Source organism: Flammeovirga sp. SJP92 (genome assembly GCF_001583495.1).
GTDB lineage: Bacteria > Bacteroidota > Bacteroidia > Cytophagales > Flammeovirgaceae > Flammeovirga.
The window spans coordinates 42,890-58,674 of record NZ_LQAQ01000044.1; the positions used below are offsets into that span (position 1 = coordinate 42,890).

11 protein-coding genes and 1 riboswitch are annotated in these 15,785 nt (G+C 33.9%); of the genes, 5 read left to right on the top strand and 6 right to left on the bottom strand.

Annotation, left to right across the window (positions count from 1 at the left end; translation table 11 throughout):
- Positions 1–37: 37 nt before the first annotated feature.
- Together AVL50_RS11515 and AVL50_RS11520 are read right to left on the bottom strand one after the other, a co-directional pair.
- Positions 38–1,954: an LruC domain-containing protein gene (locus tag AVL50_RS11515; protein ID WP_062616654.1), complete on the bottom strand. Its 1,917-nt coding sequence runs from the start codon at positions 1,952–1,954 to the stop codon at positions 38–40.
- A 397-nt stretch (positions 1,955–2,351) separates the two neighbouring features.
- Positions 2,352–3,674 (bottom strand): lipopolysaccharide biosynthesis protein, encoded by a 1,323-nt coding sequence (locus AVL50_RS11520; RefSeq protein WP_062616655.1) that lies wholly within the window; start codon positions 3,672–3,674, stop codon positions 2,352–2,354.
- A gap of 280 nt (positions 3,675–3,954) precedes the next feature.
- Between AVL50_RS11520 and AVL50_RS11525 the strand changes: the two genes are divergently transcribed.
- On the top strand, positions 3,955–5,415 hold the full coding sequence (locus AVL50_RS11525) for an NAD-dependent succinate-semialdehyde dehydrogenase (RefSeq protein ID WP_062616656.1): 1,461 nt from the start codon (positions 3,955–3,957) through the stop codon (positions 5,413–5,415).
- A 307-nt stretch (positions 5,416–5,722) separates the two neighbouring features.
- On the top strand, positions 5,723–6,022 hold the full coding sequence (locus tag AVL50_RS11530) for a 2Fe-2S iron-sulfur cluster-binding protein (protein WP_062616657.1): 300 nt from the start codon (positions 5,723–5,725) through the stop codon (positions 6,020–6,022).
- 17 nt (positions 6,023–6,039) lie between these two features.
- On the opposite strand, the gene AVL50_RS11535 is transcribed toward AVL50_RS11530, so the two are convergent.
- The 4 genes from AVL50_RS11535 to AVL50_RS11545 form a co-directional block, all read right to left on the bottom strand.
- Positions 6,040–7,533: a hypothetical protein gene (locus AVL50_RS11535; RefSeq protein ID WP_062616658.1), complete on the bottom strand. Its 1,494-nt coding sequence runs from the start codon at positions 7,531–7,533 to the stop codon at positions 6,040–6,042.
- Between the two features lie 265 nt (positions 7,534–7,798).
- Positions 7,799–7,972: a hypothetical protein gene (locus AVL50_RS32970; protein ID WP_157491287.1), complete on the bottom strand. Its 174-nt coding sequence runs from the start codon at positions 7,970–7,972 to the stop codon at positions 7,799–7,801.
- A gap of 12 nt (positions 7,973–7,984) precedes the next feature.
- Positions 7,985–8,239, bottom strand: coding sequence for a hypothetical protein (locus AVL50_RS11540; RefSeq protein ID WP_157491288.1), 255 nt, complete (start codon positions 8,237–8,239; stop codon positions 7,985–7,987).
- A 61-nt stretch (positions 8,240–8,300) separates the two neighbouring features.
- Positions 8,301–8,397: riboswitch (SAM-I-IV-variant riboswitch) on the bottom strand.
- A gap of 93 nt (positions 8,398–8,490) precedes the next feature.
- Entirely contained in the window at positions 8,491–9,123 is a 633-nt protein-coding gene (locus AVL50_RS11545; RefSeq protein WP_062616660.1) for a hypothetical protein, read from the bottom strand.
- 222 nt (positions 9,124–9,345) lie between these two features.
- On the opposite strand from AVL50_RS11545, the gene AVL50_RS11550 reads away from it, so the two are divergent.
- The 3 genes from AVL50_RS11550 (at position 9,346) to AVL50_RS11560 (ending at position 15,708) form a co-directional block, all read left to right on the top strand.
- Complete coding sequence (locus AVL50_RS11550) at positions 9,346–10,251, top strand: hypothetical protein (RefSeq protein WP_157491289.1); 906 nt, start codon at positions 9,346–9,348, stop codon at positions 10,249–10,251.
- Positions 10,252–10,464: 213 nt separating this feature from the next.
- Complete coding sequence (gene purL / locus AVL50_RS11555; RefSeq protein ID WP_062616675.1) at positions 10,465–14,151, top strand: phosphoribosylformylglycinamidine synthase; 3,687 nt, start codon at positions 10,465–10,467, stop codon at positions 14,149–14,151.
- Positions 14,152–14,694: 543 nt separating this feature from the next.
- On the top strand, positions 14,695–15,708 hold the full coding sequence (locus tag AVL50_RS11560) for an ATP-binding protein (RefSeq protein ID WP_082795767.1): 1,014 nt from the start codon (positions 14,695–14,697) through the stop codon (positions 15,706–15,708).
- Positions 15,709–15,785: the final 77 nt, after the last annotated feature.

The window sequence follows — 15,785 nt, forward strand, 5'->3', positions numbered from 1 at the left end:
GTCTGAGTATATATTTTATTGTCTAGGACAAAAGCACTTAATCCTGTAAGTGGATCAGAGTACTTTCTCTATTCCCAGAATCATCTGTATACCAATCTGAATTTGAAGTTCCGCCACTTTCAACAAAAGTTCTGAAGTTGAGATAAGCATTTGTAATGTCAATATTCTCATGAGGTGGGTGGAATTTATGAGGCATATGTAATGCCCATGGATGACCTGCTGAAGTGGTATAGTTGCCACTATCAGAACCACTAGATCTTAATGATACATCAAACTTCTGAGTAGGTGATCCATTCGTCATATGCACTTCCCTTGCTCTATTTTGATTGACAAAAATGAAAGGATTAAAATCAGCTACAGGTAAATCTTCAAAAGGTATTGGATTCACAAAAGAGATGACAATATCCATTTCGTTACTTGTTCTAATAGGACCGCTTCCTTGCACAAGTCCAAAATGATTATCAAAAACAATTACAACTGGTTTATCATCATCAATTCCACTTTCCAGCCCTTTGATATTTAATGAAGTGACTCCACTTGCAATAGTACTACCACTAACACCACTGATGGAATCACTATGAATTGGCAATTCAATACCAAACCCAGAAGGCATTGCGGCTTCAACAGTGCTGACTTCATATTTAGAAAGAACTTCAACAACCTTGTTACTTGCATTTGAAACATAATTGTGTCTGTAATGAATCATAATATCATTAAAATCATAATCCCCTTTTTCAGGATATAAATCTTCAAAAGCGTAAGTACCAAAACCATTTTTCCCTGGATTATAATTATTGAAGGCTCTAGCGGGATCATTTGGATATTCATCAAAACCATCTACTACGCCATCTCCATCCGCATCAGCACCACCAAAATCATCTTCAGAACATCTAAAAGTACTCAAGTCATTTACTTTTCTGTTGAGTTGCTGAGCAATAGTATATGAACCATCATTAATATCCATCTGGATGATTGTAGAATTACTACCATTGGTAGACAGATATAAATTATCAAAACGGTCAAAAGTAACCCCTGTAATAGAATAAGGAAAATCATCTGCACTAATTCTTGAAGCAGATACTGCCGTAGAGTCCGCATTGAATGTTAGATGATAAAGGCCACCTTTACAAGCTTGGTATAAAGCTCCAGTTGAACTGAATGCAAGGTCTCCAGCACCATGTTTATCGGTTGGAATACCTGAAATAATTAAATTTTTCAATACCGTACCATCTATCGGGTTTACAATGGCCAGATGTTGGTTGGAAGCAATAAATAATCTTCCCCGTTCATAGGCCATTCTAGGGTACCCATTATGAAAACTTGAACTTGCTGTATTCAATGATGCAATAAAAGTGGATGTACCTGAGGTTCTATCAAAAGCATAAAGATCTCCAGTATTGTCATAATAAATGATATCGTTTTCCTGATCGTACCCATTCGCAAAACTTTTTCCGACTAGATTACTGTAGTCCGTTATACTGTAATTACTTTCAAAATTAATTGCAAAAGCTTCACCACTACCATTAACGGAAAAGAAGATATCTTCACAAGAATTAATTCTTGCGTTTGAACTTTGAGCAATAGATGATTTTTGGCTCAATCTATCAAATGTAACGGTAGTTTCATCGTCAGAAATGGTATTGATCTCGTACCACTCTACTCCTTTAGCACTTTTAGTGATGTATATTTTATCAACAAAAGATGGAATGGTCAGCGTATGATTTAAATTTCCAGTTACATCCGAAAGAGCTCGACCTACTCTAATGTAATCACCATTATTACTCACTATATAAAAAGTGATCACACTTTGGATTGGATTAAATTTTGACTTCACATCAACTGTCAATGCCTTCACCGTTTTATATTCAAAAGAACTAGGTACATTAATTTCTTCGAAGGTACTGTTTGTTGTAGCAACAGGTGTTGGATTTGATTGCGAATCATCTTTGACCACAGTACAGGCCTCAAAAAATAAAGCAAATATAAAAAGGATAAAAAAGTTAGATATTCACATGCTGTTTTTAGGTTGTCATGTAAGATTTAAATTAAAAATGAGATTTGGTTTTACTTAAAAAACTTCTTTCAACCTTAAAAACACATTAAGTATAGTAAAGATTCCCTTTTTTTATGCTAAAACCCTCAATATCCTATGTAAGGTCTATTAAATAATTCTTAGAATAGAACTTATTTCTTGTCAAGAATCAATGAATGTTACTTGGCTTTTTTGTGGAATGGGAACCTTATTTTAGTTAGTCATAATAGGGTGCAAAAAAAATAGGTGAACATGAGTCTCTTCATATTCACCTATTTGATGGTTCAATATTTATTATTTGAATTTATTCTTTTTTATCTCAAGCATTTCGTAATATCTTATTTCTGAATTGATAGAATAAGTTGATTGCTTCTAGTCGCATTAATGGTATTATTTTTAATAGGTTTACATTCTCATTTCTTAAATAGAAGATGAAAATTACTACAGCCCCAATAATCTCAGTTACTAATGCAGGTAACACAGTTCCAATTTCGCCCATATAAGCAACCATGAAATAAGAAAGAACAATCAAGATAATACTATTCATGACAACTATATTGGTACTCAACTGAGGCTTACCTTTGGCATTAGTATAACTTGCAAAAAAGGCACCTAATGGAGCAAATAAAGAGGTAATTACTAATATGACAAGTAAGTGAAATGAATCAGAATATTGATCTCCATGCAGTAAAACAATAAAGGGTTTAATCAGAACTAAAAAGCCAATTGATATGGGTAGAATAATCAAATATACTTTGCCAAGTGTTTGGAGAAAGTATTTTTTAAATTCTTCCATATCACCTCTTTCATAAAGCTCTACAATTTTAGGATAGAAGCTCAGCTGAATTGCATTGGAGATGGAAAGAATAATTACTAAGTAACGTTGTGCCAGACCGAGCATGGCCGTGATTTTTAAAGAAATTATTCCTGCAGAAAGGAAAAGTGTCATTTTTGATGAAGCTGTCCCAAACAATGCTTTCAAAGTACCTTGTTTAGCATAATGCATTATTTCCTTAAATGTCTTTTTATCAAAAGGACTTAAAAATATGGCTTTAAATGGAATAGTGGTTAAGGCAATCAAGAAAGAAATACCATAGACTGCTACAATCACAAGTACAAGCTCTTGTATATTTAAAGCATTATAATGAACATAGTAAAGTCCCAGTCCTAATAGGGTTAATGAAATAAGATTAATGATGACTGCCCTGTAAAGGGTATGTCTACTCTTATGTATATTCTCAACCCACTTCAAACAATTGTTTGTGATGGAAAAGATAGGGTAGACCATCAAGAAATAAGAAATGTCGGGAAAAATATCAAGAAACCCTGTCAGTACAATCAGTAAACCAATACACGTTTCAATGATAAGTATTGCTATAATTACCGTTTTATAGGTTTGGTAAGCTTTTTCATTTTCTTTACCAGATGAAAATTTTACTAAAGCTACATAGGTAACACCTTCTCTAATGTTGATTGAAAAATTAAAAATAGAGAAAAATATAAACCATAAACCCACATCTTCTGCACTATATTCCCTTGTAATAAAAAATAGAAGGATGTATCCAAATAACAACTCTGAAACTGTTAGTGAATAGGTGGTGATAAATGGATACTTATTTAAAAATGGTAATAGCTTTTTCAATAGTAAAGGTCATAAAGAGTGATAACTACCTAAATAATAGTTTTTTTTTGACAATAGTTTAAGTATTGAATGTAGAATTATATAACTACCTTTTATAATACTATTGTATTGTTGAAGTATAATACATATAAGTTGCAAGTTGCAACTAATAATTTATATAAAATAATTGAAAGTAGAAGAAGTGGGGCAGATCCTTATGACCACTTTTAGATAAATAGTAATGCATAAATCTTTACGGTCATTATAAACAAACTTTACTCATTAATTCTTAAATTCGAGAATGATTAATTTAGAAAACACATCCTTATTAAAGGACAAGGCATATATTAATGGAGATTGGGTGAAAGCAAAAAACAGTCACACTTTTGAAGTTACCAATCCATTTAATCAAGAAAAACTAGCAGATGTGGCTGATTTAGAGGTAGAAGATATACCCTTGGTAGTAGATACGGCAAATCACGCTTTTCAAGAATGGAAAAATAAAACGGTTGCTGAAAGAGCTTCAATTCTTAGAAAATGGTATGAACTTCAATTAGAAAATGCGGAGGACTTAGCGAAGATTTTAACTGCTGAACAAGGTAAACCATTAGCTGAAGCTTTAGGAGAAATTAAGTATGGGGCTTCATTTGTAGAATGGTTTGCTGAAGAAGCCCGTAGAGTTTATGGAGACGTTATTCCTGGTCATGGGGAGGATAAAAGAATAGTTGTCATTAAACAACCAATTGGTGTAGTGGTGGCTATCACACCATGGAATTTTCCAAATGCGATGATTACAAGAAAAGTTGCTCCCGCATTAGCAGCAGGTTGTTCTGTAATCATAAAGCCTTCAGAAGAAACGCCATTATCAGCATTAGCTTTAGCGGTTTTAGCAGAGCAAGCTGGCATACCAAAAGGAGTCTTCAATATCATCACAACAACAAACGCATCAAAAGTAGGGCAGGTTTTGACTGATAGTCCAATCATTAAGAAATTATCTTTTACAGGTTCAACAGCTGTTGGGAAGCAACTTATGCGTCAATCTGCTGATACTGTGAAGAAAGTATCTCTTGAATTGGGAGGAAATGCTCCTTTTATCGTTTTTGATGATGCAGACTTAGAAGATGCTGTACAGGGAGCAATTGCATCAAAATATAGAAATGCTGGACAGACTTGTGTTTGTGCTAATAGAATTTATGTTCAAGATGGAATTTATGAAGCATTTGTTGATAAATTTACCAAGCAAGTTCGTCTATTGAAAGTAGGAAATGGATTGGATGAAGGTGTTGAAATTGGACCTTTAATTAATTCGAAAGCGGTAAGTAAGGTGAATCATTTGATTGATGATGCCCTAAGTAAAGGAGGAAAAATAATATTAGGTGCGAAAAGTGAATCAAAACCCAATACGCTTTACCCTCCAGTTATTATTAGTGGCGCAACTTCTGAAATGAAACTTGCACACGAAGAAATCTTTGGTCCTGTTGCTCCTATTTTTAAATTCGAAACAGACGAAGAAGTAATTAAAGCCGCCAATAATACTGAATATGGTTTGGCATCCTATTTTTATGGTAATAATATGAAGAGAATTTGGAAGGTAGCCGAAAGTCTAGAATATGGAATGGTAGGCATTAATACTGGAATGATCTCTACCGCAGTTGCTCCTTTTGGTGGTATTAAAGAAAGTGGTAATGGGAGAGAGGGATCAAAATATGGAATGGATGACTTTCTAGAAATCAAATACCTGTGTTTTGGAGGTGTTGTTTAATATCAATCTAATAGTTTAAATTTTCTTCTATTGAATTAAAACTTTTCAATATTTAATATTTTTAAAATAATAAAATCCTCACTATCCGTTTTTGTTAAGGTCACAGTGAGGGTTTTATTTTGATAAACTATATTGAAGTAAATATCCTATGATATATTAAATATTCATTTAATATATATTTAATCGATTATATGAATTAATGTAATAGTTAAATAACCGTTTTATAAAATATGTAAGTATGTAATAACTATTCAAATGATTAATTATTTTGAAGTTTTATTTCCATTTTTTAGTATATTTTTGTGAAATGAAATTTTTATGGATTGATGGCGAGAAAGTTGAAATTAATGATCGGGATAAGACATTGGTAGATACTATTAGAAGTGCAAAAAAAAGCATTACAGCACCTTGTTACAGAACTTTAAGACAATTTGGAACTTGTAACTCCTGTTTAGTGGAAATAAATGGGGAGAAAAAATTGGCTTGTGGCAACCCTCCTGTTTGTGAAGAAGAGATTGTTTTAAATAGAGCCGATTTGATAGAGGAGAGGAAGCAAAAAGTAAAAGTATTTAAGAAACATAAAGAGATGATGGAGAAATACCTATAATATAATTTGTTGTGAAATCAATAAACATAAAATTTCATATCCACTGCTTCATCAACAGTAATAACTCTAAAAACATAGATTCCAACAGGTGGAGATTGCGGTAAGGTGTAACTCGTAATAAAATCACCTTCAAGGTCTACAGTTAGTATTATTTCATCCATAATTTTACCACTTGATGAAATAATAAAAGCTTTTACAGTTTGATTCGTTTTTACACCAAATATTTCAATCTTGATGTTTGTTCCTTTGGTAACAACATTAGGATACATTCTGGCAGAAATTTGCCCACTATTGTTCGAGATATTGATCGGGCCGTAGATTGTAGAATTTCCATCAAAATCAACTTGTTTTAAACGGTAATAAGGGAGAAGAGATATGGAATCGACATAAGAATAAGATGTGGGCGTACTAATATTTCCGGCTCCTTTTACAGTATCTATTGTAACCCACAAGTCATTGTTTACAGAGTTCTGGATTTCAAAGTGTTTATTATTGATTTCAGTAGCAGTTTCCCAATATAACGTATTTCGTCCCGAGGAGGCGACACCATAAAACTGAGTTAATTCAACAGGGAGGTCTTCTTCATTGATCAATTTACAGATTTGATTATTAGGGGAATTTTCTCTGCATTTACTATCGTCACTAATCGTACACTTGGTGTCTGGTCCAAACTGAAGTTTACCATTTATAGTGGGGTTGATATTTTTGTTACAGGTCAGAAAAACATTTCCGGATATGATCAAACAACCTGTTTCGTCTACGTAAATTGTTTCTTTTCCAAAAAAATCGACAGACTGTTCAATGAGTAAAATGCCGTAAACATTTATTGTTCCACCACCACCGTTATCAGAAGTGACATTGCCTTTGATACGACCGTTTCCATGTTCTCCAATTTCTAATATTGCTTTGCCTTCATTTCTAAAATCACCATCAATGACAAGTTCACCATCTGAATAATAAGTACTGTTTCCGCCATTCAATGAGTTCAAATCTCCTCCAATCTTGGAAACACCTCCTTCATTTACAACAAATTGATTATTTGCATTGTTAAAGGTAAGATCATTTTCAACGTTCAATGTACCGTTTACATTGAACTTGATAAGGCTACCATCAAAAGCAACACCTTCTTTTATGTTTAACTCACCATCAACATCAAAGCCAGTAGTGACATTACCTTGTAATACAATCTTGAAAGAGGCACTTCCATTTTTACCGATTTCTAAACGAAAGTTTTGTCTGATTAAAGCGTAGGTAAGCTGACTGCTGATTTCATCAAGATCAAAGTCAATTTTTAAATATTCAAGCTTGAGCTTTGTGTTATTAACAAGTATGACATCCTTATCAGAAGGCCAGTTATTATTTTTATCACCTTCAACATAGGTCCAATTCTCCTCATTTTTCCAATCTTCAAGCGACAAATATTCTTCTTGATTTGGAGTAAATGTAGTTTGAGCAAAAGATTGTTGAGTACAATAAATAGTAAAAATAAAAAGAAGATAAGCTGATCTCATGGCTATTTGTATTTATAAAATCAGGTGTTGTAAATATGTAGGTTGAATATAGACAATTGTAAAATTATCAATATGATTGTCTTGAATTAAGAATAAAAGATATTGGTTAAGTGATTAAAAAAGTAAAGAAATAAATTGATCAAAACTTGTGAAGTAAAGTTGAATGAAGAATAATTTTCAGGTCTATGGTAACGTTAGCTCCTTTTTTATAATGATATTCAACAAATAGGGAGGAACGGTATGTTCCTCCCCAAAAAGGAATAAATTATGCGACCACTAATCCTCTTGCTTCTAAAACATCTTTTAGAGCGGCAATTAGACTTTGATTGTGGTGAGAAACCTTATGTCCCACTTTTTTGAAAATTCGAACTAGAGACTGATCATCTAAAGTTGAATAATGATCTACGAATTGGATGTAAATGTCTTGTGCTAAACTCATGGTAATAGAAAATTAAAGGGTTGAAAGTTGATTATCAATTAGTTTTACTCTCCTTTTGATAGAGAGTCTTCCGTTTTTTATGATCAAACGGTCATCCTTAAAATTTCTTTTACTGATTTCATCATTGAGGGCACCAAGAAACTCTCCTCTTGGATTACTCCAAGTGGTATTTCCAACTTCAGCATTGAATGTATCAATTAATGCTTCGTTACGTAGTGTTGAAAGTTCTTTGACTTTCTGAGTGTAGAATTCTTCTTTTAATGTCATTTTTTTCAGATTATAAAGTGAATAATCATTGAATGACATCAAGAAAAAACGTGAAAATTAAGTGGGGGTAGGTTTTTGTCCTTCCTACGGACCACATCGTTTTTACCACCGTGGATTATACTCGGTTGGTATCCATTCAAGGATTCTTGATGATGACACAAAGTTAGATTATTTTTATTTTAATTTCAAAATATACAATCAAAAGAATTTATCTTTAGTGTTGCAAAGTATTGAATACATGGTATTTATACTTAGATGTATAGATTCAACTCTGTGAAATTATAGATTTCATCTACTGAAAAAATATCATATAATTTCTCAGCTGTAATGAGCCTTGGACCTCTATTATCTATTGTCACAGCCAACCTGTCTTTCAATAATGAAGTGAGATACTGCTCAGACTCAGTCCAGTTAGATTGATAATTTAAATCTGCAATAAGATTATTTTGATCGGCCTCTTCACTTGAAGGAACATCATATTGATCAAAAGGATAATGCTTATCCAATAAGTGCTTGTAAATACGGTTGACTTCAATTTGTCCTTGTTGACTTTCACTTAAATGTGTCAACATTGCTTTCAACCAAAGTAAGCCACTAAAATCTTTGTTATCTCTGATAATGAAAATGTTATGCCAGTATTGGTTGATGTTTTTAGCTAAGATTTCCATAAAAACACCCACAACCCAGCTCTTCTTTTCTCTATGTTTATGATACCCTTTTCTTTCAATATCTTTCAGTGATTTTGCGAGTGCCTGAAGGATGTCATTTTTAAGATCTTCAATATACAAGTCAGTATAGGGGAAGTGTTCTTTGGCATACCTTTTCCAAACTTGAAATATTTTTTCTCCTTTTTCAGGTAAATCATTGATGGGAGATAGATCCATAATTAAAATTGATTAATTCCATTAAATTTTATCAAAAATAGAATATTAGGGATAAATTTTCTTCATTCTTTGTTAGAAATATAAATTACGGCAAGAAAATTATACTATTCTAAGAATATAATTCATTGAAGAAGCAAGTTCAATAAGATAATTATTAACTCATCGCTACAATGTTTATATTTATTTAGATAAAGTACGTTACTAATACCCAAAACGATCCTTATGCGAGATACTATAATGAGTTCAGATCATTTATCCAGGTTTATCCAACGGATTTATGAAATAAAAGAAAGTCGTGCTAACGTAATTACCCAAAGCGATCTGAAAGCTGCAGCAAAAGAAATTGGAGTGACAGATAGGGAGTGGGTAAAATTACAGGACCTTTTTTCTTCGCATTTAGCAAGGGCAATCGGATATCATAAATACAAAAATTGGGACGATGCAATTTTCGAACTTGATCAAGCACTTACAATTAACCCTTTTGATTCAAAAACCCTATTTATGATTTCTTCTTGTTATGCTAACAAGTACTACGAGGAAGAAAGAAAAGAAGACAGAGACCTATCTATCAGCTTTGCTAACAAATGCCTAGAGGTTAATCCTCTTGACGAAAAAGCATTACAATTATTGAGTTCTTTAAAAAAGGAAGAAAGACAAAGAAGAGTCATTGAGAAAGAATCTCTTAAAACACTGATAGTCGCCTGTTCTTTTGGAGCAATTATTTTTACTGCACTAGCTTATTTATCATTTTCAGATATTGTTGTGACAACAATACCTTATACTGCCGAAACGGTAGAAATCAGAACCACCGAGTTTAAACCTGATGTACACTTCCTAAATGCTGAATACAATAACAGTTATTTTAGAGTGAATGACAACATTATCAAAATTTTCGAAAGAAAAGCGGCTTTAGTATTACAAGGAGAAATAATGAAGTCTGATAAAGCCATCAATGGCGTATTTATTAAATGGAAAGATATCAATGGAAATATTGTTCATGCTGAGCATTTCACCAATCAATATTTACAAGATATTAAAGACCCTGCCAATGATAATTTCAAATTGATACGCTTTTTAGAATCTGAAAAAGCAGTATCAATTGCTAATGTAGATATTGTTCTAAATTAGTTGAAAGTACACTAATTACTTAGTAACGATAATAAATGAAGGTTAATAATACATCCGTTTCCTCGTAAATGGATGTATTTTTTTATTAAATAGACCTAAAACTTCATATTAACTTAATTTTTTAGTGACTTTTTTGTCCAAATGTGTAGAAATCGCAAATTAACCCTTACTTTTGGGGGCATTATTGGGCTTCTGAAAAATCAATTGGGCAAAATGGTACTCTTTTTCCAAGGCAATACAGACAATGTATTTGCAGTACACGCCGGTCAGGCACTTTCAAAAGAAAATCTAGAAAAACTTTCTTGGTTATTTGGCAATGCGAAATTGTCAGAAAAAACATCTTTGGACGGCTGGTACGTAGGACCACGCAAAGAAATGTTAACTCCTTGGAGTACAAACGCAGTTGAAATTACTCAAAATATGGGTATTGAGGGAATAATCCGTATCGAGGAATTCCTTCACGTTGAATCTGAAAAATCTGCGGATTTTGATCCAATGCTACAAGCTTTGTATGAAGGATTAGACGGTTCGATCTACACAATTGATGTAGAGCCAGAACCAATTCGTCATATCGAAGATATCGCTTCTTATAATGAAGAGGAGGGATTGGCATTGAGTGAGGACGAGGTTACTTACTTAAAAGAAGTAAGTGAAAAATTAAACCGTCCTTTAACAGATTCTGAAGTTTATGGCTTCGCTCAAGTAAACTCAGAGCACTGTAGACACAAAATCTTTAACGGTATTTTTGTGATTGATGGAGAGGAAAAACCTACTTCGTTATTCCAATTGATCCGTAAAACTTCTGACGAAACTCCAGATAACTTAGTATCTGCTTACAAAGACAACGTAGCATTTATTAAAGGTCCTGTAGCAGAGCAATTTGCTCCAGCAACGCAAGACAAACCGGATTTCTTTGAAACGAAAGATTTCGAATCAGTGATCTCTTTAAAAGCAGAGACACACAACTTCCCAACTACGGTTGAACCATTTAACGGTGCCGCTACAGGCGCTGGTGGTGAAATCAGAGATCGTATGGCAGGTGGTAAAGGTTCTATGCCATTGGCAGGTACTGCGGTTTATATGACTTCTTACTCAAGATTAGAAGAAAACCGTCAGTGGGAAAAAGGTATGGCTGAGAGACCATGGCTTTATCAAACTCCAATGGAAATCTTAATTAAAGCATCAAACGGTGCATCTGATTTTGGTAACAAATTCGGTATGCCACTTATTGCTGGTTCTGTACTTACTTTCGAGCATGAGGAAGAAGCTAAAAAACATGGCTTCGACAAAGTAATCATGATGGCAGGTGGTATCGGATACGGTAAGAGAAGAGATGCCTTAAAAGATACTCCAGAGAAAGGTGACAAAGTTGTTGTGATGGGTGGTGATAACTACCGTATCGGAATGGGCGGTGGAGCCGTTTCTTCTGTAGCAACAGGTGAGTTCTCTAACTCTATTGAATTAAATGCAATCCAACGTTCAAACCCTGAAATGCAGAAGCGTGTATACAATGCGGTTCGTGCAATGTCAGAGGCGGACGAAAACCCAATTGTATTGATTCACGATCACGGTGCAGGTGGTCACTTGAACTGTCTTTCTGAATTAGTAGAAGAAACAGGAGCACAGATCGATGTGGACAAATTGCCAGTAGGTGATCCAACGTTATCGAATAAAGAAATCGTGGGTAACGAATCTCAAGAAAGAATGGGATTAGTCATCAACGAGAAAAATATTGAGACTTTAAAGAGAGTTTCTGAGCGTGAGCGTGCTCCTTTCTACGTAGTAGGTGAGACGACAGGCGATATGCAATTCACTTTTAAAGACACAACTACAGGGAATGCTCCTATTGATATGCCTTTAGATTATATGTTTGGTAAAGCACCAAAAACAATCATGAAGGATACAAAAGTAGCTCCTAATTTCTCCGCTGTTGAAGTGGAAGCTTCAAAAGTACATGAGTACTTAAATGATGTATTGCAGTTAGAATCTGTTGCTTCAAAAGATTGGTTAACGAACAAAGTGGACCGTTCTGTAACAGGTCGTGTAGCAAAACAACAAACAGCAGGTAGTCTTCAGTTACCATTGAACAACGTTTCAGTGATGGCTTGTGATTACAGAGGAAAAGCAGGTATCGCTACAACAATTGGTCATTCACCAGTAGCCGCATTGATCGATCCTGCTGCAGGTTCAATCAACGCAATTGCGGAGTCATTAACCAACTTAGTATGGGCACCATTGGCACACGGTTTAGGTAATGTTTCATTATCAGCGAACTGGATGTGGCCTTGTAAGAACGAAGGTGAAGATGCTCGTTTATACGATGCGGTGGAAGCTTGTTCTGATTTTGCGGTAGCATTAGGAGTGAATATCCCAACGGGTAAAGATTCACTTTCGATGACGCAAAAGTACGGTGACGAAAAAGTGTACTCTCCAGGTACTGTGATTATTTCTACAGTAGGTGAGGTAGACGATTTGAAAAACGTAGTTGAGCCAGTAGCTAAAGTAGGTAAATCATTGGTTTATGTAGACCTTGCACAAGGTGGTCATGAATTAGGTGGTTCATCATTAGCGCAGGTATTAAATAAAGTAGGTGATAAAGTTTCTACAGTAACAAAACCTGATTTCTTTAAGAACGGTTTCGAAGCAATTCAAACTTCAATTAAAGCAGGTAACGTAGTTTCAGGTCATGACGTTTCAGCAGGTGGTTTAATTACTGCTTTATTGGAAATGACTTTCCCTGAGCAAAACGTAGCGTACAAAGTAGATTTATCAGCAATCTCTACTGCGGACTTGACAAATGTATTGTTCTCTGAAACTCCTTCAGTAATCTTCCAAGTGGAAGACGAAGCAGCTTTAGAATCAGTAATGAAAGAAGCGGGTGTTACTTACCACGTAATCGGTCAAGCTGTAGAAGGTGCTCAAACTGAAGTGACTTACAACGGAACTACTTTGGCATTTAATACAGAAGAGTTAAGAGACGTTTGGTCGAAAACTTCCTACTTATTAGATCAAAAGCAAAGTGGTGAGGAATTAGCGAAAGAGCGTTATGAGAGCTACAAAAATGCTCCATTACATTATTCATTCCCTGAAGGATTTGAAGGAAAGCTTTCTTCATTGGGTATCAACCCTGATCGTAAAGAGCGTTCTGGAATCAAAGCGGCAATCATCCGTGAGAAAGGTGTGAATGGTGATAGAGAAATGGCTTACTCTATGCACTTAGCTGGTTTTGATGTGAAAGACGTTCATATGACTGACTTGATCTCAGGGAGAGAAGATTTAACTGACGTAAACTTTATCGTTTTCGTAGGTGGTTTCTCTAACTCAGACGTATTAGGATCAGCAAAAGGATGGGCTGGAGCATTCTTATACAATGAGAAAGCAAAACAAGCTTTAGATAACTTCTACGCTAGAGAAGATACATTGAGTTTAGGTGTTTGTAACGGATGTCAATTGATGGTTGAATTAGGTTTAGTGACGAAAGGTCATGATGAAAAACCTAAGATGTTGCATAACAACTCTCATAAATTTGAGTCAGGTTTCGTAAATATGGTGATTCCTGAAAACAACACTGTAATGTTGAACTCATTAGCAGATACTCGTTTAGGTGTTTGGATTGCACATGGTGAAGGTAAATTCAACTTCCCTTATGCAGAGGAGAAATACAATATCGTAGGTAAATACGGTTATACTTCTTACCCTGCCAACCCTAACGGATCTGATTACAATACTGCAGCGTTAGCTTCTGAAGACGGTCGTCATTTAGTAATGATGCCTCACTTAGAAAGAGCAATTTTCCCTTGGAACTGGGCACACTATCCATCAGACAGAACTGATGAGGTATCACCTTGGATCGAGGCATTTGTAAATGCTAAAAATTGGGTAGCTGAAAAAACAAAGTAATTTGTTGAAACTGCCTTTAATATAATTAAAACAGCTCATAATTCATTTTATGAGCTGTTTTTATATTATTCTGAATTATAACTTACATCCTAATTACTAAAATCAAGAGAAAGTCAATTTAATAAATTGAATTATTCTAATAAATTTATAATAAAATACTTGTAGAGTTATTTTCGATACTCTATTTTTTTGTTTAATCATACTCAATAAAAGCTCCTCAAAATGCGACTATATCGCTGTAATTATTTTTTATTTTAAACAAAACAGTGAAAAAAGCCCTCTTTTAGGATTATTTCAATACAAAGAAAGAGTAATTAAAGAACCTTTATGAATTGTACAATAGTTAGTTGGTGAAAATTAGGAATATCTAGTATTCAATGTTATCTTCAAATATATCGTGAAAGAATTAACGAAAATTACATTCTATTACTCATTCGATTGTAGCCAAGACGCTTAGTAACTTGTAACCCAAAAAACAACGATTATTTTGAGCTTTAAAAAAACTTTGAAAAGTGAGCTTAGAATAGATGATGAATTATTTGTATGAGGTATTATTTAGAAAGCCCTATTATCCAATGTACATTACTAATGTTTACAGTGTTTATCATTGATTTAGTAATTCCATTGGGGGTAGCTGTAGGTGTTCTTTATGTATGCTGTATTGCATTATTAATAAGAGAGAAAGTAAAGGTAACCTTGAGGTTTTCTGTACTTGCTACCTTATTAACTGCTATAATTCCTGTGATCACTTTCGATGATCGAACCACTTGGATGGCTTTTGTGAACAGAGGTATTTCATTATTGGCAGTTTGGATGATTTATTTTATTGTGGTCAAGCATCGTATTCTTGATCATAAAATGAGAGTTTATACTACTAAACTTGAAATCAAAAATAAGGAGTTAGAACAATTCAATTATGTAGCAAGTCATGATTTGCAAGAACCCTTGAATACAATTAATAGCTTTAGTTTACTTTTAAATAAACAGTATAAAGGGGCGATAGATGAAAAGGCTGATAAATATTTAGATTTCATCACTCAGGCAAGCAATAGAATGAGTGCACTAGTAAAGGCATTGCTTGATTATGGTAGAATAGGTCATAATTTAAACTTGGAAAAAGTAGATTGTAATTTAGTGCTTGAAGATGTTCGATCTGATATTGATGCTTTGATTACAAAGACCAATACACAATTATTGATTAATGACCTGCCTAAGATCAAAGGGTACGAAACAGAATTAAGATTATTATTTCAAAACTTAATCAGTAATGCAATAAAGTTTCAAGGTGAAAACACTACTCCTGTTATTAAAATAGGAGCAACTTTAGAAACCAATCAGTGGATCTTTTTTGTAAAAGATAATGGCATTGGTATCGAACAAAAATATAAAGAAAGAATCTTTGCCATTTTTCAACGTTTACACCCAGCTTGTGAATTTGAAGGTACAGGTATTGGGTTAGCACATTGTAGAAAGATTGTAGACCTCCATGGGGGGAATATATGGCTCGATTCACATTTAAATCAAGGTACAACGTTTTATTTCAATATACCAGCTTAGCCAAAAGCAAAACCGAAACCAATAGTGACTAACATTTTTTACTACTAGGTTATCTTTTACAAGTGATACTCTAAAAT

Bases quoted from the DNA above. Each gene is read 5' to 3' on its own strand.
- AVL50_RS11525 (WP_062616656.1), top strand. From the start codon at position 3,955: ATGATTAATTTAGAAAACACATCCTTATTAAAGGACAAGGCATATATT.
- AVL50_RS11530 (WP_062616657.1), top strand. From the start codon at position 5,723: ATGAAATTTTTATGGATTGATGGCGAGAAAGTTGAAATTAATGATCGG.
- AVL50_RS11535 (WP_062616658.1), bottom strand. From the start codon at position 7,533: ATGAGATCAGCTTATCTTCTTTTTATTTTTACTATTTATTGTACTCAA.
- AVL50_RS32970 (WP_157491287.1), bottom strand. From the start codon at position 7,972: ATGAGTTTAGCACAAGACATTTACATCCAATTCGTAGATCATTATTCA.
- AVL50_RS11540 (WP_157491288.1), bottom strand. From the start codon at position 8,239: ATGACATTAAAAGAAGAATTCTACACTCAGAAAGTCAAAGAACTTTCA.
- AVL50_RS11545 (WP_062616660.1), bottom strand. From the start codon at position 9,123: ATGGATCTATCTCCCATCAATGATTTACCTGAAAAAGGAGAAAAAATA.
- AVL50_RS11550 (WP_157491289.1), top strand. From the start codon at position 9,346: ATGCGAGATACTATAATGAGTTCAGATCATTTATCCAGGTTTATCCAA.
- purL (WP_062616675.1), top strand. From the start codon at position 10,465: ATGGTACTCTTTTTCCAAGGCAATACAGACAATGTATTTGCAGTACAC.
- AVL50_RS11560 (WP_082795767.1), top strand. From the start codon at position 14,695: ATGAGGTATTATTTAGAAAGCCCTATTATCCAATGTACATTACTAATG.